This is a genomic window from Geminicoccus sp. (assembly GCF_036263595.1).
Taxonomy (GTDB): domain Bacteria; phylum Pseudomonadota; class Alphaproteobacteria; order Geminicoccales; family Geminicoccaceae; genus Geminicoccus.
The window spans coordinates 11,933-29,138 of sequence record NZ_DATAGQ010000047.1 but is presented as its reverse complement, the minus strand read 5'-3'; the positions used below and the strand labels follow the sequence as shown (position 1 = coordinate 29,138).

13 protein-coding genes are annotated in these 17,206 nt (G+C 64.6%); 11 read left to right on the top strand and 2 right to left on the bottom strand.

Annotated features, from left to right (window positions below):
• On the bottom strand, positions 1-1,926 hold the full coding sequence (locus tag VHL31_RS03920; RefSeq protein ID WP_329659900.1) for a methyl-accepting chemotaxis protein: 1,926 nt from the start codon (positions 1,924-1,926) through the stop codon (positions 1-3).
• Positions 1,927-2,520: 594 nt separating this feature from the next.
• Here VHL31_RS03920 and VHL31_RS03915 point away from each other — a divergent pair.
• From VHL31_RS03915 to VHL31_RS03905, 3 genes are all read left to right on the top strand, one after another.
• The gene (locus VHL31_RS03915; RefSeq protein ID WP_329659899.1) at positions 2,521-3,621 is read left to right on the top strand and encodes a PRC-barrel domain-containing protein; all 1,101 of its coding nucleotides are present in this window, start codon (positions 2,521-2,523) and stop codon (positions 3,619-3,621) included.
• A 589-nt stretch (positions 3,622-4,210) separates the two neighbouring features.
• Positions 4,211-4,867 carry a cytochrome c oxidase assembly protein gene (locus VHL31_RS03910; protein WP_329659898.1) on the top strand — a complete coding sequence of 219 codons (657 nt, stop codon included), beginning with the start codon at positions 4,211-4,213 and terminating at the stop codon, positions 4,865-4,867.
• Positions 4,864-5,361 (top strand): CopD family protein, encoded by a 498-nt coding sequence (locus VHL31_RS03905; RefSeq protein WP_329659897.1) that lies wholly within the window; start codon positions 4,864-4,866, stop codon positions 5,359-5,361. The genes VHL31_RS03910 and VHL31_RS03905 overlap by 4 nt, the downstream gene beginning before the upstream one ends.
• Here VHL31_RS03905 and VHL31_RS03900 read toward each other — a convergent pair.
• A complete protein-coding gene (locus tag VHL31_RS03900; RefSeq protein ID WP_329659896.1) occupies positions 5,325-5,825 on the bottom strand; it encodes a DUF2231 domain-containing protein in 501 nt (166 codons plus the stop codon). The two genes, VHL31_RS03905 and VHL31_RS03900, sit on opposite strands and share 37 nt — an antisense overlap.
• Before the next feature lie 78 nt (positions 5,826-5,903).
• Here VHL31_RS03900 and VHL31_RS03895 point away from each other — a divergent pair, with 78 nt between their 5' ends.
• From VHL31_RS03895 to VHL31_RS03860, 8 genes are all read left to right on the top strand, one after another.
• On the top strand, positions 5,904-6,515 hold the full coding sequence (locus VHL31_RS03895) for a hypothetical protein (protein WP_329659895.1): 612 nt from the start codon (positions 5,904-5,906) through the stop codon (positions 6,513-6,515).
• Entirely contained in the window at positions 6,512-9,040 is a 2,529-nt protein-coding gene (gene ctaD / locus VHL31_RS03890; protein ID WP_329659894.1) for a cytochrome c oxidase subunit I, read from the top strand. The genes VHL31_RS03895 and ctaD overlap by 4 nt, the downstream gene beginning before the upstream one ends.
• Positions 9,037-9,396: a hypothetical protein gene (locus VHL31_RS03885; RefSeq protein ID WP_329659893.1), complete on the top strand. Its 360-nt coding sequence runs from the start codon at positions 9,037-9,039 to the stop codon at positions 9,394-9,396. Before ctaD ends, VHL31_RS03885 begins: the two co-directional genes overlap by 4 nt.
• A gap of 1,420 nt (positions 9,397-10,816) precedes the next feature.
• Positions 10,817-11,968, top strand: a complete 1,152-nt coding sequence (locus VHL31_RS03880) for a PepSY-associated TM helix domain-containing protein (protein ID WP_329659892.1) — start codon at positions 10,817-10,819, stop codon at positions 11,966-11,968.
• Between the two features lie 267 nt (positions 11,969-12,235).
• Positions 12,236-14,485: a TonB-dependent siderophore receptor gene (locus VHL31_RS03875; protein WP_329659891.1), complete on the top strand. Its 2,250-nt coding sequence runs from the start codon at positions 12,236-12,238 to the stop codon at positions 14,483-14,485.
• 76 nt (positions 14,486-14,561) lie between these two features.
• A complete protein-coding gene (locus VHL31_RS03870; protein ID WP_329659890.1) occupies positions 14,562-15,248 on the top strand; it encodes a Fe2+-dependent dioxygenase in 687 nt (228 codons plus the stop codon).
• 26 nt (positions 15,249-15,274) lie between these two features.
• Positions 15,275-15,967, top strand: coding sequence for a tetratricopeptide repeat protein (locus VHL31_RS03865; protein WP_329659889.1), 693 nt, complete (start codon positions 15,275-15,277; stop codon positions 15,965-15,967).
• A 393-nt stretch (positions 15,968-16,360) separates the two neighbouring features.
• Positions 16,361-17,185, top strand: coding sequence for an alpha/beta hydrolase (locus VHL31_RS03860; RefSeq protein ID WP_329659888.1), 825 nt, complete (start codon positions 16,361-16,363; stop codon positions 17,183-17,185).
• Positions 17,186-17,206: the final 21 nt, after the last annotated feature.

Below are 17,206 nucleotides of genomic sequence, written 5' to 3'. Positions count from 1 at the left end.
TCAAGTCTCCGTCTGGAGTTCATCGGCGAGCAAAGCGATCTCCTCGATCGCCGCAGCCAGGTTCTCCGCGCCGCTGGCTTGCTGACGCGCGGCAGCAGCGGCCTGGGCGGCAGCGCCGCCTGTTTCCTCCGCGGCTGCCGCGATCTGCTGAACGCCAGAGAGGATCTCTCGTGTGCTCTCGATGATGGACCCGACGAAGGCAGCGATCTCTGCATTGCCTCCGCGCAGGTTCTCGGCGGTAGCCTCCAGCAGGCCCAGGCGCTCGCTGATCAGCCTGCTCTTCTGGATCTCGGCTTCGGAGTAGGCAGCGATCTGCTCCAGGTCCCGGCGAACCGCCCCAACCTGGGCTTGAACGAGACGGACCAGATCCTTGGCACGATCGGCGTTGTCGGCCGAATCCCGCGCGAGGTTGCGGATGTCGGCGGAGACCACGGCGAAGCCTTGTCCCGACGCGCCGGCACGCGCGGCCTCCACCGACCCGCTCACAGCCAGCATGGTGGTCTGGACGGCGATGATGGCAATGCTGTCGACGATTTTCTCGATCCGCCGGCCGGTGTCTTCCAGCGCTTCGATCAGGCCCAGGACAGCGCTCGTCTCGGCCAAGGCATCGGCCGCGCCTTGCGTCAGCTTCACGACCGACTGGCGACTATCGCGCAGCCTGGCCTGCACGTCCTGGACGCCGTCCAGCGCTCGTTCCGCAGCGTCGCTCGTGGCGGCCGCCGCCTTTTGGATCTGCGCCATTGCCGAACTGGACTGCTGGGTTGCCGCCGCCTGAACCTGGGCACCCCGGCTGATCTGATCGACCGCTGTCAGGATCTCGCCGGCGGCGCCGGAAAGCTCCTGCACCGTCGCCGACAGCTCCTCCGCCGCCGCTCCAAGTTGCTGAGCCGAGTTCGCGGCGCGATCATCCGATTGAAGACGCTCCGCCAACCTGGCCAGTGCCTCCGCTGCTTGCCGGCCCTGATCGAGCGCCGTGCTCTGCTGCTGCACGGACCGCTGCGCTTGTGCCGTGGCAGCAGACTGCTCCTCGGCCGCGCCTGCGACGCTCTCGGCTCCTTTCTGCGCCTCGCGCACGGCAGCATCGGCCTCGAGCGCCGCAGCCAGGATTGCCTGACTGCTTTCGACCAGGGCCGCCAGACGCTCGCGGGTGGCGTCGAGCTGGGCAGACACCATCCGTGCGCCTGCGGCCTCCTCCGCTGCAACGGCCGCGGTGCCGCGGATGCGTTCGGCGACGGCGCGCACGTCCTCGGAGATGCGTTCGGCGAGACCTTGCACCTCCCGCGACCGCTTTTCCGAGACATCGGCCAGCCTGCGCACTTCGTCGGCAACCACTGCAAAGCCCCGCCCATGATCGCCGGCGCGGGCAGCCTCGATGGCCGCGTTCAACGCGAGCAGGCTGGTCTGGTCGGAGATATCGCCGACGGCCTTTGTGACGTCGCCGATATCCCCCGCCTGCTGCTCCAGCTTGCTGATGACGTCGACCGAGCGAAGCTGACGATGGGCGTTCGCCTCCACTGCCGCGGCTGTGCCCTCGATCTGGGCGGCCGTTTCCGTCAGTTGCGTCTGCAGAGCCAGGGTGCTGGTGCGTGCCTGATCTGCCCGGTCGCGCGCCTGCATGAAGGAGCTGGCGAGACCTGTGATGGCAGCTAGAGACTCGTGCGACGCGCCTGCTGCCTCTTCGGCCGCTCCCGCGATCTGCTCCATCGCACGGCCAAGCTCTTCGGCCGCCGTCGACGCCTCGGCAACGCCAGCCGCGAGTTCTTCCGTGGCGGCACCAATACGCTCGACCGCGGCCTCGAGCGAGCCGGCCGCACGCGGCGAGGCCCGCCGCTCGGGTGCTGCAGGCAGAGGCCCGCTCGTCTCGGCTTCCACCTTCGCGCGCGTACGCTCCCTGCCCGCCAGTGCCGAGGTCTTCACGAGTGCCATGATTGCTTCCACCTGCTCGATGCTGCCGTGGCGCGTCGTTGGAGTGCCTGCCGGCGAGTCTAGGCGAGATCGACGAGATTGCCCACGTTGAGCAAGACGGATTGGGCCACGCGAGGCTGTCGGACGATGTTGCTGGGCCTGCTGGCTCGATCGGGGTGCTGGCAGCGGGAGGAACGAACATGAAGGATCTGGCGGTCGCTTCCGTCAGAGGCCCGCTCGTCCCCTGGCCTTCGTGTCGCGTCATCGTAATCTGCTTCTGGTCGAGACCGCCCCGTGCCGCCACGGGCTATGATCAGGCAAGCACGCTCGTCAGCAATGCTGGCGTCGAGGCTGCTGAAGCCCTTTCTGTCGCATCTTGCGAGGTGGCTGTGGGTACTGGAGCCCACTGGCCCGCAGGCCCAGGTCGGTCAGCGTAGCCACGAGGGCCTTCAGGTGAGCGCTCCTCCAACAAGCATACGGTTCAACCCGTCCCTTCCATGATGCAGTTGCCGCTTGCCGGCCGTCAGACCGCGGCTCCGGCATCGTGACCCTTGGGGGACATCGCCTTCCTGTGACAGAGGCCAAGGACGCCAACTCAGTCCGGCTAACCATTTCATGAAGGGAAGCATCAAGTTCTGCAATGTTGTTCGGTACAATCTGCTGTTCGTTAAGAAAATGTTGGAACCCGGTAAGGTTGGTCAGGTTCAATCAAGGTATCGCAAGTGCGTATCAACCCGGCCCTCACGTTCAAGAGAAGGACGGATCATGAACATGTACTTCCAAAGCGTCTCCGCTGTCGCTCTGCTGACTGCGATTTCTATCAATCCTGCATCTGCACAGGATACCGGAACACTGCCCCAGCCTGCTGACCGTTCCGAGCAGGCGGCGCAATGCCGCCAGGGCCTGCAGGCTCTCGGCCAGCGGATGCAGGACGACGGGTACTGGCTGTCCGGCTGGCGCAGCGGGACGGCCGGTGCCATGCCGATGGATGGGGCGCCCGCCACGGATGGGATGGCTGCTGGCGTCGGAGCGTCGGGTGCGGACGGCACAGGCACGGCTGGCGCGAGCGGTGGTATGGCCGGCACCAACATAGACCCGACCGCACCTCCACCTGCATCAGCTGTAGGTCCCTGGGGGAGCACTGGCTGGCAGGAGCGTCCCCAGCTCGCGATCCAGACGCTGTTCCGGGCGGCCAACGTCCTGGCGCAACGTGGCGACCAGCAGACCTGCCAAAGCGTACTGGCCGCAACGGAAGAAGTTTACCAGGAATACTCGGCGAAGCTTAAGGAGCTGGGCGTCGACCCACAACAGGTCAGCGGCTGGCGCCAGGAGCAGCTTGTCCTGGCACGGCCGATCACGGAGATTGCTTCTACCGTGCGTGCCGACGATGTGATCGGTTCCGACGTACGCAACGGGCAGGACGCCAGTCTCGGCAGTGTTGAAGATGTCGTCATGGACCCGAAGAGCGGCCAGATCCGCTATGTCGTGGTGTCCCAAGGTGGCTTGCTCGGTCTCGGTGGTCGTCAGGTACCCGTGCCATGGGAGCATCTCCACGCTACCCCTGGCCTAGAAACCATGGTCCTTCCGGTCTCCGAGGAAGTCATGAACAAGGCGCCCGAGATTCCCGCAGGAGGAACACAAGGCCAGGGCAATCAACAGATTGATCAGTACTGGACACAGGCCGTGAACGAGCAACAGCAGCCGGCTCAACAATAGCCGCCAGACCAGTTCTCCAAAGCGGGCCGCCGAGGCTGCGTGGCAGAACCCTGACCCCGGTTCGTGCACCGGGCTCCGCGAGCCGCGGAAGTGGCCTCCGGGCCGATCTTCAGGCGGGCGTGCAACATTCTCGCTGCATGCCTGCCGTGGCTGCCGGCCTGGATCGGTCAGGACCTCCCTTTCGTGTGCTCCTCGCAGCTTCCTTCATCCAGATGTCGCGACATTCGTCCGAAGCCGCCCGGCAACCGCAATCACGATGAACCCGGTGCTGCACGCTGTCGCTGGGGCGCCATGCGGAAGGTTGCTCCCCCCATCAATGAGCCAAGGCCTCGCTACGCCACCTTGAGAGGATGCCGATGGACCCTCGGAATGGCCCGCTCAATGTTTCGACCCGAGGCATCGATGAACGGTTGCCGGCGAGCGAATCTTGAACCAGTTGTCACCCTCGACGTGATCAACTGATCATTCGCGGGACCCAAGCCGACGGAGCAGCAACTTGTCGTCCGCCGTTCAGCCCTATTGCGGGCCAGCTCCGGTTCCTATGGATCTCTGGACAAGCTGGAATCTGGATCCTTGGCTTGTTGCCGCCTTGGGCCTGATCCTGGTCGCCTATGTAGGGCTGTACGGCCAGCACGTGCACGCAAAGGACACCCGGCTGTTCGCCGGCGGCTGGCTCATCCTCGCCCTGATTTTCCTTAGTCCGTTGTGCGCACTCACGTCCGCGCTGTTTTCCGCGCGGGTCGCGCACCACCTCGTCATGATCGGCATCGCTACGCCGCTGCTGACCTTGAGCCTACCATGCCGAAAGCCCTTCCTGCCGGTGGGAGCGGCAGCGCTGCTTCAAGCCCTCGTCCTCTGGTTCTGGCACGCGCCGGCTCCCTACACCGCAGCGCTCACCAGCGACGGGCTGTTCTGGGCGATGCAGCTGACCCTGCTGGGGAGCGCCTGGGCATTCTGGCAAGGCGTCTTCTCGCCACGCTCCGCGCCGGTCAGCGTTCTCATTGCCCTGCTCGGCACCATCGTGCAGATGGGCCTGCTCGGTGCGCTCATTACCTTTGCTCCCGTGCCGCTCTACCCGCCGCACTTGCTCACGACCGGCCCATGGTCGATGTCCGCACTGGAAGACCAGCAGCTGGCCGGGCTGATCATGTGGATCCCCTCGGTCGCCCCCTACCTTGTTGCCGCCCTGGTGCTCATCGGGCGCTCGCTGGATCGGACGGTGCAGGTAGACGGCAGCCAGCAATGATCACCTGGCTGAAGTTCGTCCATATCGTGGCGCTCTCGATCTGGGCGGCTGGCCTGATCTCCCTGCCGGGCATCTTCCTGCAGCGTACCGGCCTGTCGAACGGCGAGCATCTGTTCCGCCTGCACCGCTTTGCCCGCTTCGCCTACGTGATCGTCATCTGTCCCGCCGCCTTCGTTGCAGTCGGCACCGGTACGGCGCTGATCTTCGCCAACCAGGTCTATGACCCTTGGATGGCGGCAAAGCTCGGAGCGGTTGGTGGGATGGTCCTGCTGCACATGTACTCGGGCTACCTCATGGTCCGACTATTCCAGCGTCGTATCCACCTGCCGCGCTGGAAGGCGATGCTGACGCTCGGCGGCACCCTGACCGCGATCGGCACGATCCTTTGGCTGGTGCTGGCCAAGCCCTCGCTTGCGATGGACGAGCTGCCGCCCTGGCTGACGCGCCCGGGCGGTCTTCAGTCGTTGTTCGATATCCGCATCCCGATCCCATGATCGAACACGAGCTTGCCGCCGTGCCAGCCGGTCACGCCCACGAACACGCTCCCCAGGAGCGACAGGAACAGGCCCACGGGCAGGACCGCCGCCTCGTGGTCGCCCACCCGGAAGATCCAGTTGGCCCCAGCGATCGCAATCAACGTCATCGCGGCCACGGCATGGCTCCAGCTCGCCGAGCGGGTCCGGATACCCTTCACCAGCAGAAGCTCCGCGGTGCCGGACAAGGCCGCCAGCACGCCCATCGCAAAGGCGAAGAAGCTCGACCAGAGCGCCGCGCGCGCCCAGAACGGGTCGCCCGACCACCAGAACAACATGTCCGCGCCAAGGGTCGAGATGACCAGGGCGATCGGGAAGGACACCGTCATCGCATGGATCGGATGACCCGCGACATGCACCTGCGAGCTGACATCTTGCTGCTCGATCTCGGCAACGACCGGGTTGTCGAAGTCAGCCTGCGCCATGGCCTCGCAAAGCTCCGCTGCTTGTTGCCCCTCATCATCTGCTTAAGTGGGCTGGCCTTGTCGGGTTGCACAGGGCCTTTGTCCACACTCGACCCGGCCGGGCCGATGGCAGCCTCGGTCGCAAGGCTCTGGTGGGTGATGCTGATCGGTGCTGGCTTGATCGCCGGCCTTGTCCTGGTCTGTCTGCTCGTCGCCTTTCGCCGCAAGCGTCCAGGCCGAGGTTCAGTGGGCTTCTGGATCATGGGCCTGGGCGTAGCCTTTCCAACGGGGACGCTTACCGCCCTTCTGGTCTACGCACTCGTGACTGGCGAGCGGCTCCTTCCCCATCCGGGTCAACCCGGGGTCCTGCGGGTCGAGGGAACGGCCCGGCAATGGGCTTGGCGCTTTTCCTGGCCCGATGGGGGGCCGGCCATGGCCGATGGCGGGCCGCTGGTCATCCCGGTCGGCCGCCCGGTCGACTTCCACGTCACCAGCGAGGACGTCATCCACTCGCTGTGGATCCCGCGCCTGGGCGGCAAGATCGATGCGCTGCCAGGGCACGTGAACGTCATCCGGCTGATGGCCTCCGAGCCGGGGCGATTCGGCGCCCAGTGCGCCGAGTTCTGCGGGGATGGTCATGCCGGCATGTTCTTCTGGGTGGATGCCCTGCCCGACGAAGAGTTCGCGGCGCTTGCCGGAAGAGACCGATGAACGAGCCGGCAAGGGCGAACTCGCCGGTCGAGCTTCACCAGCGCCTGGAACGGATCTGGGGCACCGGGCCCGGGTTCGGCCGGCTGGCCGCGGTTAACCACACCCTTCTTGGCCGCCGCTTCATCATCACGGCATTCCTGTTCTTCGCTGTTGGCGGCATCCTGGCAATGCTGATCCGCGCCCAGATCGCCACCTCCCACAGCGCCTTCGTCGGCCCCGAGATCTACAACCAGCTCTTCACCATGCATGGCACGGTGATGATGTTCCTGTTCGCCATCCCGATGTTCGAGGGATTCGCGATCTACCTCCTGCCGAAGATGCTGGGTGCCCGCGACCTCGCCTTTCCGCGTTTCGGGGCCTACGGCTACTGGTGCTACCTGTTCGGCGGCTCGATCATGCTCATCGCGTTGGCGGTGGGAGCGGCGCCGAACGGCGGCTGGTTCATGTACACGCCGCTCACGTCCAAGCCGTTTTCACCTGGCATCAATGCCGATGTCTGGCTGATCGGCATCACCTTCGTGGAGATCTCGGCGATCGGTGCCGCCACCGAGATCGCGGTCAGCATCCTGATGGTCCGGGCACCGGGCATGTCGCTGGACCGCCTGCCGATCTTCGCCTGGTACATGCTGGTCGTGGCGATGATGATCCTGGCGGGATTCCCGCCCTTGATCCTGGGCAGCATCCTGCTGGAAGCCGAGCGTGCCTTCGGCTGGGCCATCTTCGATCCCACCCGAGGTGGCGATTCGCTCCTCTGGCAGCACCTGTTCTGGCTATTCGGCCACCCCGAGGTCTACATCATCTTCCTGCCGGCTGCGGGCATGATCTCGACCATCCTGCCGGTCCTGGTCCGCCGTGAGCTGATCGGCTATCGCTGGGTCGTGTTGGCCGCGATCTCGGTAGGCTTCCTGAGCTTTGGCTTATGGGTCCACCACATGTTCGCGGTGGGCATCCCGCATCTGGCCCTGGCCTTCTTCTCGGCAGCAAGCATGCTGGTCGCCATCCCGACCGGCGTGCAGATCTTCGCCTGGATCGGTACGCTGATGAGTGGCCGGCCGCAGATGAGCGTGCCCATGCTGTTTCTGCTGGGCTTCTTCTTCATCTTCGTGCTGGGTGGCCTCACCGGCGTCATGGTCGCGGTGGTCCCCTTCGACTGGCAGGTCCACGACACGCATTTCGTGGTGGCGCATCTGCACTACGTGCTGGTCGGCGGCTTCGTGTTCCCAATGCTGGCCGCTGCCTACTACTGGCTGCCGCACTTCACCGGACGCGAGCATGTCTACAAGCTCGGTTACTTTGCCTTCTGGCTGATCTTCATCGGCTTCAACATGACCTTCTTCCTGATGCACCTGACCGGCCTGCTCGGCATGCCCAGGCGCGTCTGGACCTATCCCGGCAGCTTCGGCTGGGACGGCCTGAACCTCCTCTCTTCGATCGGCGGCTTCGTCATGACGATGGGCTTTGCCCTGGTCGCCCTGGACTTCCTCCTGCAGGTCCGCTTCGGCCCGAAGACCGCGCGCAATCCCTGGGAGGCCGGCACGCTGGAATGGGCGACGCCGGTGCCACCTGCCGACTATGGCTTCGCTTCCCTGCCGGTCGTCACGAGCCACCACCCGCTTGCCGACGACCCGGACCTGCCCCGCAAGCTGGCGGCGGGCGAGGGCCTGCTGGGGTTTGCCCGGCACGAATGGCTGGAAACCATCGCTGTCGACATGGTCACGGGCAAGCCCCGCCAGATCATCATTCTTCCAGGTTCGACCTTCCTGCCGCTCTGGACGGCGCTCGCGACCGGCCTGTTCTTCCTCTCGCTGCTTTTCCAGGTCTACCAGCTCGCCGTCGTCGGCATGGTCCTGACGATTGTCCTCTTCTGGCTGTGGACGCGTCACCCGGCACGGCGGGAAGACCTGGGTTCGCTGCCAATAGGCGACGGGACCGTCCTGCTTGCTCATACCGAAAGCGGCCATGCGCCCAGTTGGTGGGCGGTGGTCTTCCTGCAACTGGCGGATGCCGCACTGTTTGGCTCGCTGCTGTTCGGCCTGTTGTTCCTGTGGGTGGTGGCCCCGAACTGGCCGCCGCCCGAGTTGCTCGCCGTAAGCCCCGGCTTTGCGCTTGGCGCCTGCGGCATGCTCCTGCTCGCGGCCCTTACCGGCCGTGGGGCGCTAGCCGCCGCCAGGCGAAGCGCGCCAGGCTGGACCCTCATCTGGACACGCGCCACGACTGCGGCCCACGCGGCCGCGATCCTGCTGGTCGCAACCATCCTTACCTACGCGCCGGATCCGACGGTGCATGCCTATGCCGGCGTTTCCGCAGCCGTGCACGTCTACGTGCTGGTCCACGCCGCGATCGGCCTGATCCTAGCGCTTCATGGCTGGCATAGCTGCCGCCGCGGGGAGATCTCGGCGGCCCGCAGCCTCAACCTGATGATCGGACAGCTCTGGCATGACTATAGCTGCGTCACCGGTATTGCCGGTCTCGCCGCGACATTCGGATTGGCCTGGGCGATCGGCAGCGGTGGCCTTCAGCGATGAACCGGACCGGTCGCCCCGCTGTCCTGTTGGCGATCGTGGCAGGCTGGACGGCCTGGAGCATTGTCTTCGTCGCTCTCTACGCGACCCTGTCGGTCGGCTGCGAGCTGGGCTGGCAGGACCGGAGCATTGGACCGGTCAGCGTGCAGCGCCTCGTTCTGCTCCTCCTCTGGCTCACGAGCGTCGCCCTTCTCGCTTGGCTCAGTTGGACTGTCTGGACCCGCCTGCGTTGCGACCATGGGCGCGAGCAAAGCCTGCCGCAGTTCACCGGCGGCCTGATCGTCGCCGGCAGCACGGTTGCCTGTGCGGCGACTTTCTGGATGGGCCTGCCGATCCTCGGTACGTCGACCTGCCTTTGAGCCGCCGCACGGTCAGGAAGCATCAGAAGCGTCGCTAGAAGGCTGCTGATCTGAAGGTCGATCAAATCTCGATGTCGGCCGAGAAGGACGGCCAGACCTGTGCCCCGGGCCTTGAGCCGATGGAAAAGTCTGGCTCACCCTCATGAAGGAGATCTCCCAGGACCGACCAGCGGACAGGCTGCGCTGCACGACGCAAGGCGGCGGCCTTGGCCTGCCAAGCCGGCGGAGATCCCTCCCCTTTCGGCCTGATGGCAGCCGGAACGAAAGCTTTACCCCGGCCGCCAGACTGTGCGGTGGATAGAGGCAACCTCGTATGACTTCTCGTCGCTGCTCGAACTGGATCCGGCCTCCGATCGGATCCACAAGACGCAGAACTTCGCGTGAGGGCCTATCGGGCATCATCGCGAAGGCCCGAGGACCATGCTTGGCTGCAGGATGTGCCGGATCGGCAGGGTGCCTGCGGCGGATGACACCTGCTCGATCAACGGCCGGGGCAAGATCGGCCTGTCTGGATCTTTGCATGCCGGTCAGGCGGTGATTTGACCAGCCCCGCGCAGGTTCACGGCAGAACACAGGAGCCGGAGCTGACATGGATGGCGGAGGACTCTGCGGTAGCGGACGCGGCGGTACAGGTGGTGCAGCTTCATCGTGCCGAAGAGCATTTCGATCTGCCCGCGTACGAGAGTGATCGCGACGTCCTCCAGGCCCGGCCCGTAAAAACACGAGGAGACTGAGCCGATCCGCCAAAGCCTCCTCCAGATCGCGCAGGTGTTGGAGGAGCAGGGCCTTGAGCTGGACCAGCGGCGGGTGGGCAGGCCGTCCCATGAACGCCCGGCGCATCGGCTGCAGGAGCATCTCGATCGGCGCCCAATCCACCTGTGCCTGGTCCGCTCCAGGCGCTGGTTGCTGCCAAAGGCTACCGGCAGCAGCGCTTCCCCCAGGCTCACCTGACCCGCCACCTCCCGGACCATGTCCGCCTCCAACCCTGCCTTACCAGGGTCGAGTCACCAGATGGAGCTTCAACTGCCCTCCCGGGCTTTTCCAGCCGGGAGCCCGATCTCCAGTTCAGCCTGCAGGCGTGTGGCGACAGTCTCGGACAAACCGCGATCTGTCCGGCCGCCTACTGGTTCTCATGCTGCCCCAGTCATACGATCCACGTCGGCCGACCCCGCAAATGGCGTAACAGATCATAATAACCTTAAACTGATTCAATAAGAACTACGGTCATTACTCTAGATGCAGACATTGCATATCAACAAGACTGGTTCGTGCTTGCGACATCTCCTATGCATCGTGTGGCACCGCGACGAGAGCAAGGCGATGGCAGCGGACGGTCTGCTTTGGCCGATGCATCTAATCGAACGTCGATACGCTCGATGATCGATTAGATGCCCGTCACTAGATCAAGTGGTAGAGATGAATGAACCGCGCACGGCGATTCTGGCTGAACCTGCACCTTTGGATTGGCCTCGCCGCCGGGCTGCTGCTGGTCATCGTCGGCCTGTCCGGAAGTGCCCTGGTATGGCATGACGGCCTTGATGCCCTCCTCAATCCGGAGCGCAATGTCCTGGCTGTTGCAGAGCCGGCTTCGCCGGCTTCCGCCTATGCCAGCCATGCCGCGGCGGCATTCGGCAACGACGTTCGTGTCACCGCTGTGCGCCTGCCGATCACCCTAGGCTCAGCGGTGCAGGTCGACGGAGTCGCACCGGGCGAAGGACGTCCACGCAGCTTCACCGCTTGGCTGAATCCGCGCGATGGCCGCCTGCTCGACCTGGCCGACCGTCGTACCACGACGGTCGGGATCCTCCACATCCTTCATGGCACGCTGCTGGTGCCGCAATGGTATGGCCGCCAGATTGTTGGCTGGCTCGGTGTGCTGATGACGGTCTCGGTGCTGTCCGGTGTCTGGCTCTGGTGGCCACGGGTCGGCAGCGTAGCGAAGGCGCTCTGGTGGCAGCGTGGACGCCGGCCAACAGTGAACCTGCACCACATGCTGGGTGCCTGGATCGCGCTGCCCTTGCTGATCGTATCCTTGACCGGGGTCTACATCTCCTTCCCGCAGACGGCGCGCGCGCTCTTCGGACCGCCCCTATCCGTTGGAGGCGGGCAGGCGCGGCCGCCTTTTGCCAGCATGCCGCTGGAACGTCCGATACTCACCATGGACGGTGCCGTCGCCGCGGCGCTTGCGGCGGAGCCTGGCGCGCGCCTGCTCAGTGTCGCGGTTCCTACCGAGGCGAGACCCGCTTGGCGGTTGCAGGTGGAAACCAGATCCGACGGGATGATGTCCCTGGAGATCGACGACCGCACCGGCATGGTTGCCCCGACGGCGCCTGCCGTAACAGGTGGCGCTGACCCGGTAGCTCGACTGATGCGCCGCCTCCACGATGGCCAGGATATGGGCGGCTTCTGGCAGGCGCTCGTCTTCCTGAGCGGTCTGCTGCCGGCGCTGCTCTGGATCACCGGCATCACCATGTGGTTGCGCCGTCGGGCCCGCCCTGCTGGCCGGGCCAGCCAGCGATCCCGACGGCAGCCGGTTTCGGCACCGTCGTCCGTCGGATCGTCAGCACCTTAGTTGGTACCCAGCTGCTCGGTAGCAGCAGGCTCAAACGCCTGATCCAACTCAGCCAATCAAAGTAGCAAAGGAGCCGCCTAGCCAAATATAAGTGAGGCATCCGGATTACATGAGAAGCGCACATTTCAGTATAGAATTATTCTTATTATCGTGCGAGCTTGATGTTGTTTTATACGTCGCTGGTGCTAGTAGTAGCCAATACATGATTGACCTTAAGCAATCATGATCGATACACGCCGTCCGGTGACGTCTTACCAGGGGACTGCGATGGACCGGAACCACGAGCTCGACTGGCCCAGCCTGCATTCGGCTATAGCGACGGCCGGCATGACAGCGCTGGCGCTGTCCACACCAGGCGACGTCGCAGCACAGGAAGCATCGGCCGGTCCGGCCGATGCCGGGGATGCGGTCGTCCTTCCACCGGTCTCCGTCGAAGCCGACGCACAGCCTGCCAATACCCTACGCTCGGCCACTGGCATCGGCCGCCTGCCGGGAACAGTGCAGGACACCCCTCAGACCATTCAGGTCATCACTGGCGAGGTCATGCAGCAGCAGGCCGTGACAAGCCTGGACCAAGCGCTGCGCAACGTTCCTGGCGTCACTGTCAGCAGCGGCGAGGGCAATGGCGGCCTGAACGGCGACCAGTTCCGCATTCGCGGCTTCGACGCCAAGGGTGACGTCTATCTGGATGGCCTGCGCGACTTCGGCGTCTATGTCCGCGACAGCTTCAACTACGAGCAGGTCGATGTTCTGCTGGGGCCATCCTCCGAGACGTTCGGGTTCGGCTCCACGGGCGGCGTCGTCAATACCCAGAGCAAGACCGCCCACCTCGGCAATGCCGCCAGCATTGACGGTTTGCTCGGCACCGGGCCGCTCTACCGGGTGGTCGGTGACGTCAACCAGCAGATCAACGAGACCACGGCTGTCCGTGTGGTCGGCATGTACCATGACCAGGATGTTGCCGACCGCGACCATGTCGAGAACGATCGATGGGGCATCGCCGGATCATTGGCGTTTGGGCTGGGCACCGACCTGAACTGGTCGCTCAACTACCTGCACCAGCATGGTGACCGCACTCCGGACTATGGTGTCCCCTCCGTTGTGCCGCCGGGCAGCGAGATCGGCAGACCTGTGACGGAGTACGGCGTGTCACGCGACAGCTTCTATGGCAAGAAGCAGGACGAAGAGGTCTCTGACGTCGACATGCTGACGTCGCGGCTGGCCTGGCAGCTCACCGACAGCATCACGCTGAACAACGATACCAGGCTCGCCTACTATACCCGCGAGTTCAGCACGACCCCGGTCGTCTGCGATGCTGACTGCTCTGCGGAGTTCTTCGCTGGCGGCAACCCGACGTTGGGCTTCAGCGGTGGCGGCAACCCCGCCTTCAACCAGCAGTCCTGGGGCTTCCAGAATGTCACCTCAGGCGTGTTCGACTTCACGCTGGCTGGCTTCCGCAATCAGGCCGTGGCGGGCGTCGACATCTTCTACCAGAATGATCAACGCGACGGGCGCAGCGTTGATGGAGAGAAGACAGCCCCGACCATCCGCAATCCCGGCGACTTCTTTGGTGTCGACGACTACATGCTTCCCGTCAATCCGAACAACATCAAGAAGTCGTACGGCACCGATATCGGTCTGTTTGCCAGCGATCGATTCTGGTTCACTGACGCGTTCTCGGTGCTGGCTGGCGTACGCTGGGACGACTACAGCTCGACCTACAAGGTCTTCAGCAACGACGGGTACAACAAGTACGAGGCGGACAACAGTTTCTGGAGCCCGAAGGGCAGCCTGATCTGGGAGCCGACCAGGGATCAGACCTACTACTTCTCCTACGCGACCTCCTCGACCGTGCCCGGCCAGTACGCGACCAGTGCGCCCAATCCCATCAATGGTCAGCAGCCCGACCTGGAGCCGGAGGAGAACGAGATCTTCGAGCTAGGTGGCAAGATCAGCATGCTCGGCGGGCAATTGGGCCTGACTGGCTCGGTCTTCCGAATCGAGAAGGACAATGCCTACTACACGGATCCCACCACCGAACTCTCCACCGCCACCGGCGAGAAGCAGCGCGTCCAGGGCTTCACGCTCGGCGCGTCGGGCCTGATCACCGAGGCCTGGTCGGCATCCGTCGCCTATGCCTACCTGGACACAAAGATCCAGTCCTCGACGGCGGCGGTCTCCACGGTCGGCAACGAGGTGCCGAACGCGCCCGAGAATGCCTTCACGCTCTGGACGACCTATGACGTGCTCTCGCATTTCCCGGCAGTTCCGGGCGACCTTACGGTCGGCGGTGGCGTGACCTACCGGGACGAAATGTTCACGAGCAGCGCCAACACGGCGCAGCTGCCGGAAAGCTTCACCCTCGATGCGGTCGTTTCCTACCGGTACGAGCACTACCGTCTCGCGCTCAACGGCTACAACCTGACCGACGAGCTCAACTATGGCCAGGCGTTCAATGCCCGGGCAGTGCCTGACAGCGGCCGGACCTTCCTGCTTTCAGTAGGTGCCACCTTCTGAGCCGCAACCCGGCTCGACCTTCATCACCTCCGAGCGCGGCCCACCCCGCTTCCTATTGCCGTCAAGAGACATACCAATGCTCGTCGAAATCCGAGACGTCCTCACATTCGAAGAGGTCGTCCATCTACGCAGCACCCTTGAGCAGGCGGCGTGGATCGATGGCAAGGCCACGGCAGGCGAACTCGCGGCCAAGGCGAAGTTCAACCTGCAGATTCCAGAAGGCTCGCCGGCGGCGCGCGAATGCGGCGAGATCGTCCTGCGCAGCCTTGCCCGCAACCCGACCTTCAACTCGGCCGCCATGCCGCTGCGCGTGCTCCCGCCAATGTTCAACAGATATGACACCGGCATGAAGTTTGGGGCGCATGTCGACGGAGCCATTCGGGCCATTCCTGGTGCGGGCGGCATGCGAATGCGTGCCGACGTTTCCTCGACCCTCTTTCTCACGCCACCCGAGGACTATGACGGCGGCGAACTGATCATCGAGGATACCTACGGCACCAAGGCGGTGAAGCTGCCAGCCGGCAGCATGGTGGTCTACCCCGCCACGAGCCTGCACAGCGTGACCGAGGTGACCAGGGGCAGTCGCTGGTCCTCGTTCTTCTGGACCCAGTCCATGATCAAGGAGGACGGTGCCAGGGCGCTTCTCTACGACCTGGACCTGGCGATCATGGAGGCGCGTCGGCAGCTACCTGAAGGAAGCCATGCCGGCGTGAAACTGACCAACGTCTATCACAACCTCCTGCGGCGCTGGGCTGAACTGTGATCCGTGCGGACGAGGTCCGTCATATCGTGAGCGCGGCGAGCTTCGGGTCGACCCGGGCGCAGATCCTCCTGGGCCAGTTGTTCCTGGATGGCAACGGGATGCCACGGAGCAGGGTCGAGGCCCGGCGCTGGTTCGAGAAGGCGGCAGCCTCGAACAGTGCCGAGGGCATCAACATGGTCGGCCGCTGTCACGAGTTCGGCTGGGGCGGACCCCCGGACCTGGCCAAGGCGGCCGACTGTTACCGGCGAGCGGCCATGCGTGACTACGACTGGGCTCAGTTCAATCTGGCCAGCCTGCTTCACGACGGGCGCGGTGTCGCCCAGGACCGCGTCGCCGCCCGCAGCTGGTTCGCCCGGGCGGCGCGCCGGGGTCATGCGAAGGCCGCCAACATGCTCGGGCATTATCGCGAAGAGGGTTGGCTATGCCCCCGGCGGCCGCGCGCCGCGTTCCGCTGGTACACCCGAGCGGCACGGGCCGGCGATTTCCGCGGGCAGTTCAACCTGGCACGCTGCCTGTTCGCCACAGGACAGCGTGAGCTTGCGCTCGTCTGGCTGGATCGCTCGATTGAGAATGCTATTCATGATTTCTGGATCGACATCGTTCCCGTCCTGTCCGCACATCCTGATCCTGCCATCCGACGCCGCGGAGATCTGGCGGGCAGATTGGCCATGACGGGGTCTGGTCGCTCTGCTGGCGCGAGCGAAGCTGGTTCTCCATGATCGGCCCGCGCATTCCCGCCGCCATGGAGGCGATCACGAGATGACGGCTGCCTCTCGACATGTGGCTGGTGCAGGGCGTCACGGTTGAGCCGCAGAGGGCAAGCAGGAAGACCCTCGGCAGACAAGAAAGGCGATGCGGCAAGGCTTGGCCGAACAACCAGGCCGACGTCACCCGGACAGACGAGCCGACATCTGATCCCCCACCAACATGGCTGGACAACAGAGCATCGGATGGCTGAACTGCCCGTGCCTGAACCGGTGGAGGGGCATCCCGCGAGCCGTGGCGACAGGCACAAGTGTCGCCACGGTGGTGGCAGGCCTGCCAGTCCTGCCAACGGCAGCTCGAACTCCCCGCAGACCAGCATCGATGGCATCACTTAAGGGAATCAAGGCATGAGCACGATCACCACCAATGACGGCGTCGAGATCTTCTACAAGGACTGGGGTTCCGGTCAGCCGATCTTCTTTCATCACGGCTGGCCGCTGAGTTCCGACGACTGGGACGCCCAGATGCTCTATTTCGTCGAGAAGGGCTATCGGGTCATTGCGCACGACCGCCGCGGCCATGGCCGATCCAGCCAGGTCGGCAGCGGCCATGACATGGATCACTACGCTGCGGACGTCGCCGCCGTCATCGAGCACCTCGACCTGCGCGGCACCGTCCATGTTGGCCATTCGACCGGCGGCGGCGAGGCGGCCCACTATGTCGCCCGCCACGGCAAGGGTCGTGTCGCCAAGCTGGTCATGATCGGCGCCGTACCGCCGATCATGGTGAAGACTCCTGCCAACCCCGGCGGCCTGCCCATCGACGTGTTCGATGGTTTCCGGCAACAGCTCGCCGCCAACCGTGCGCAGTTCTATCTCGATATCGCGAGCGGTCCTTTCTACGGCTACAATCGGCCTAGTGCCGCCGTATCCGACGGCACGATCCGGAACTGGTGGCGCCAGGGAATGCAGGGTGGTGCGAAAGCGCACTATGACGGCATCAAGGCCTTTTCCGAGACGGACTTCACCGACGACCTGAAGATGATCGACGTCCCGACGCTCGTGATGCACGGCGATGACGACCAGATCGTGCCGATCGCCGACTCCGCGCTGCTGTCGGTGAAGCTGCTGAAGAACGGGACGCTCAAGGTCTATGAGAAGTTCCCGCACGGCATGTGCACGACCAACGCCGACGTGATCAACCCGGATCTGCTCGCCTTCATCAAGGACTGAGGCGGCGGCTGCCGCGTGCCG

Coding starts and splice junctions, on each gene's coding strand:
- VHL31_RS03920 (WP_329659900.1), bottom strand. CDS start 1,926: ATGGCACTCGTGAAGACCTCGGCACTGGCGGGCAGGGAGCGTACGCGC.
- VHL31_RS03915 (WP_329659899.1), top strand. CDS start 2,521: ATGAAGGGAAGCATCAAGTTCTGCAATGTTGTTCGGTACAATCTGCTG.
- VHL31_RS03905 (WP_329659897.1), top strand. CDS start 4,864: ATGATCACCTGGCTGAAGTTCGTCCATATCGTGGCGCTCTCGATCTGG.
- VHL31_RS03900 (WP_329659896.1), bottom strand. CDS start 5,825: ATGGCGCAGGCTGACTTCGACAACCCGGTCGTTGCCGAGATCGAGCAG.
- ctaD (WP_329659894.1), top strand. CDS start 6,512: ATGAACGAGCCGGCAAGGGCGAACTCGCCGGTCGAGCTTCACCAGCGC.
- VHL31_RS03885 (WP_329659893.1), top strand. CDS start 9,037: ATGAACCGGACCGGTCGCCCCGCTGTCCTGTTGGCGATCGTGGCAGGC.
- VHL31_RS03880 (WP_329659892.1), top strand. CDS start 10,817: ATGAACCGCGCACGGCGATTCTGGCTGAACCTGCACCTTTGGATTGGC.
- VHL31_RS03875 (WP_329659891.1), top strand. CDS start 12,236: ATGGACCGGAACCACGAGCTCGACTGGCCCAGCCTGCATTCGGCTATA.
- VHL31_RS03870 (WP_329659890.1), top strand. CDS start 14,562: ATGCTCGTCGAAATCCGAGACGTCCTCACATTCGAAGAGGTCGTCCAT.
- VHL31_RS03860 (WP_329659888.1), top strand. CDS start 16,361: ATGAGCACGATCACCACCAATGACGGCGTCGAGATCTTCTACAAGGAC.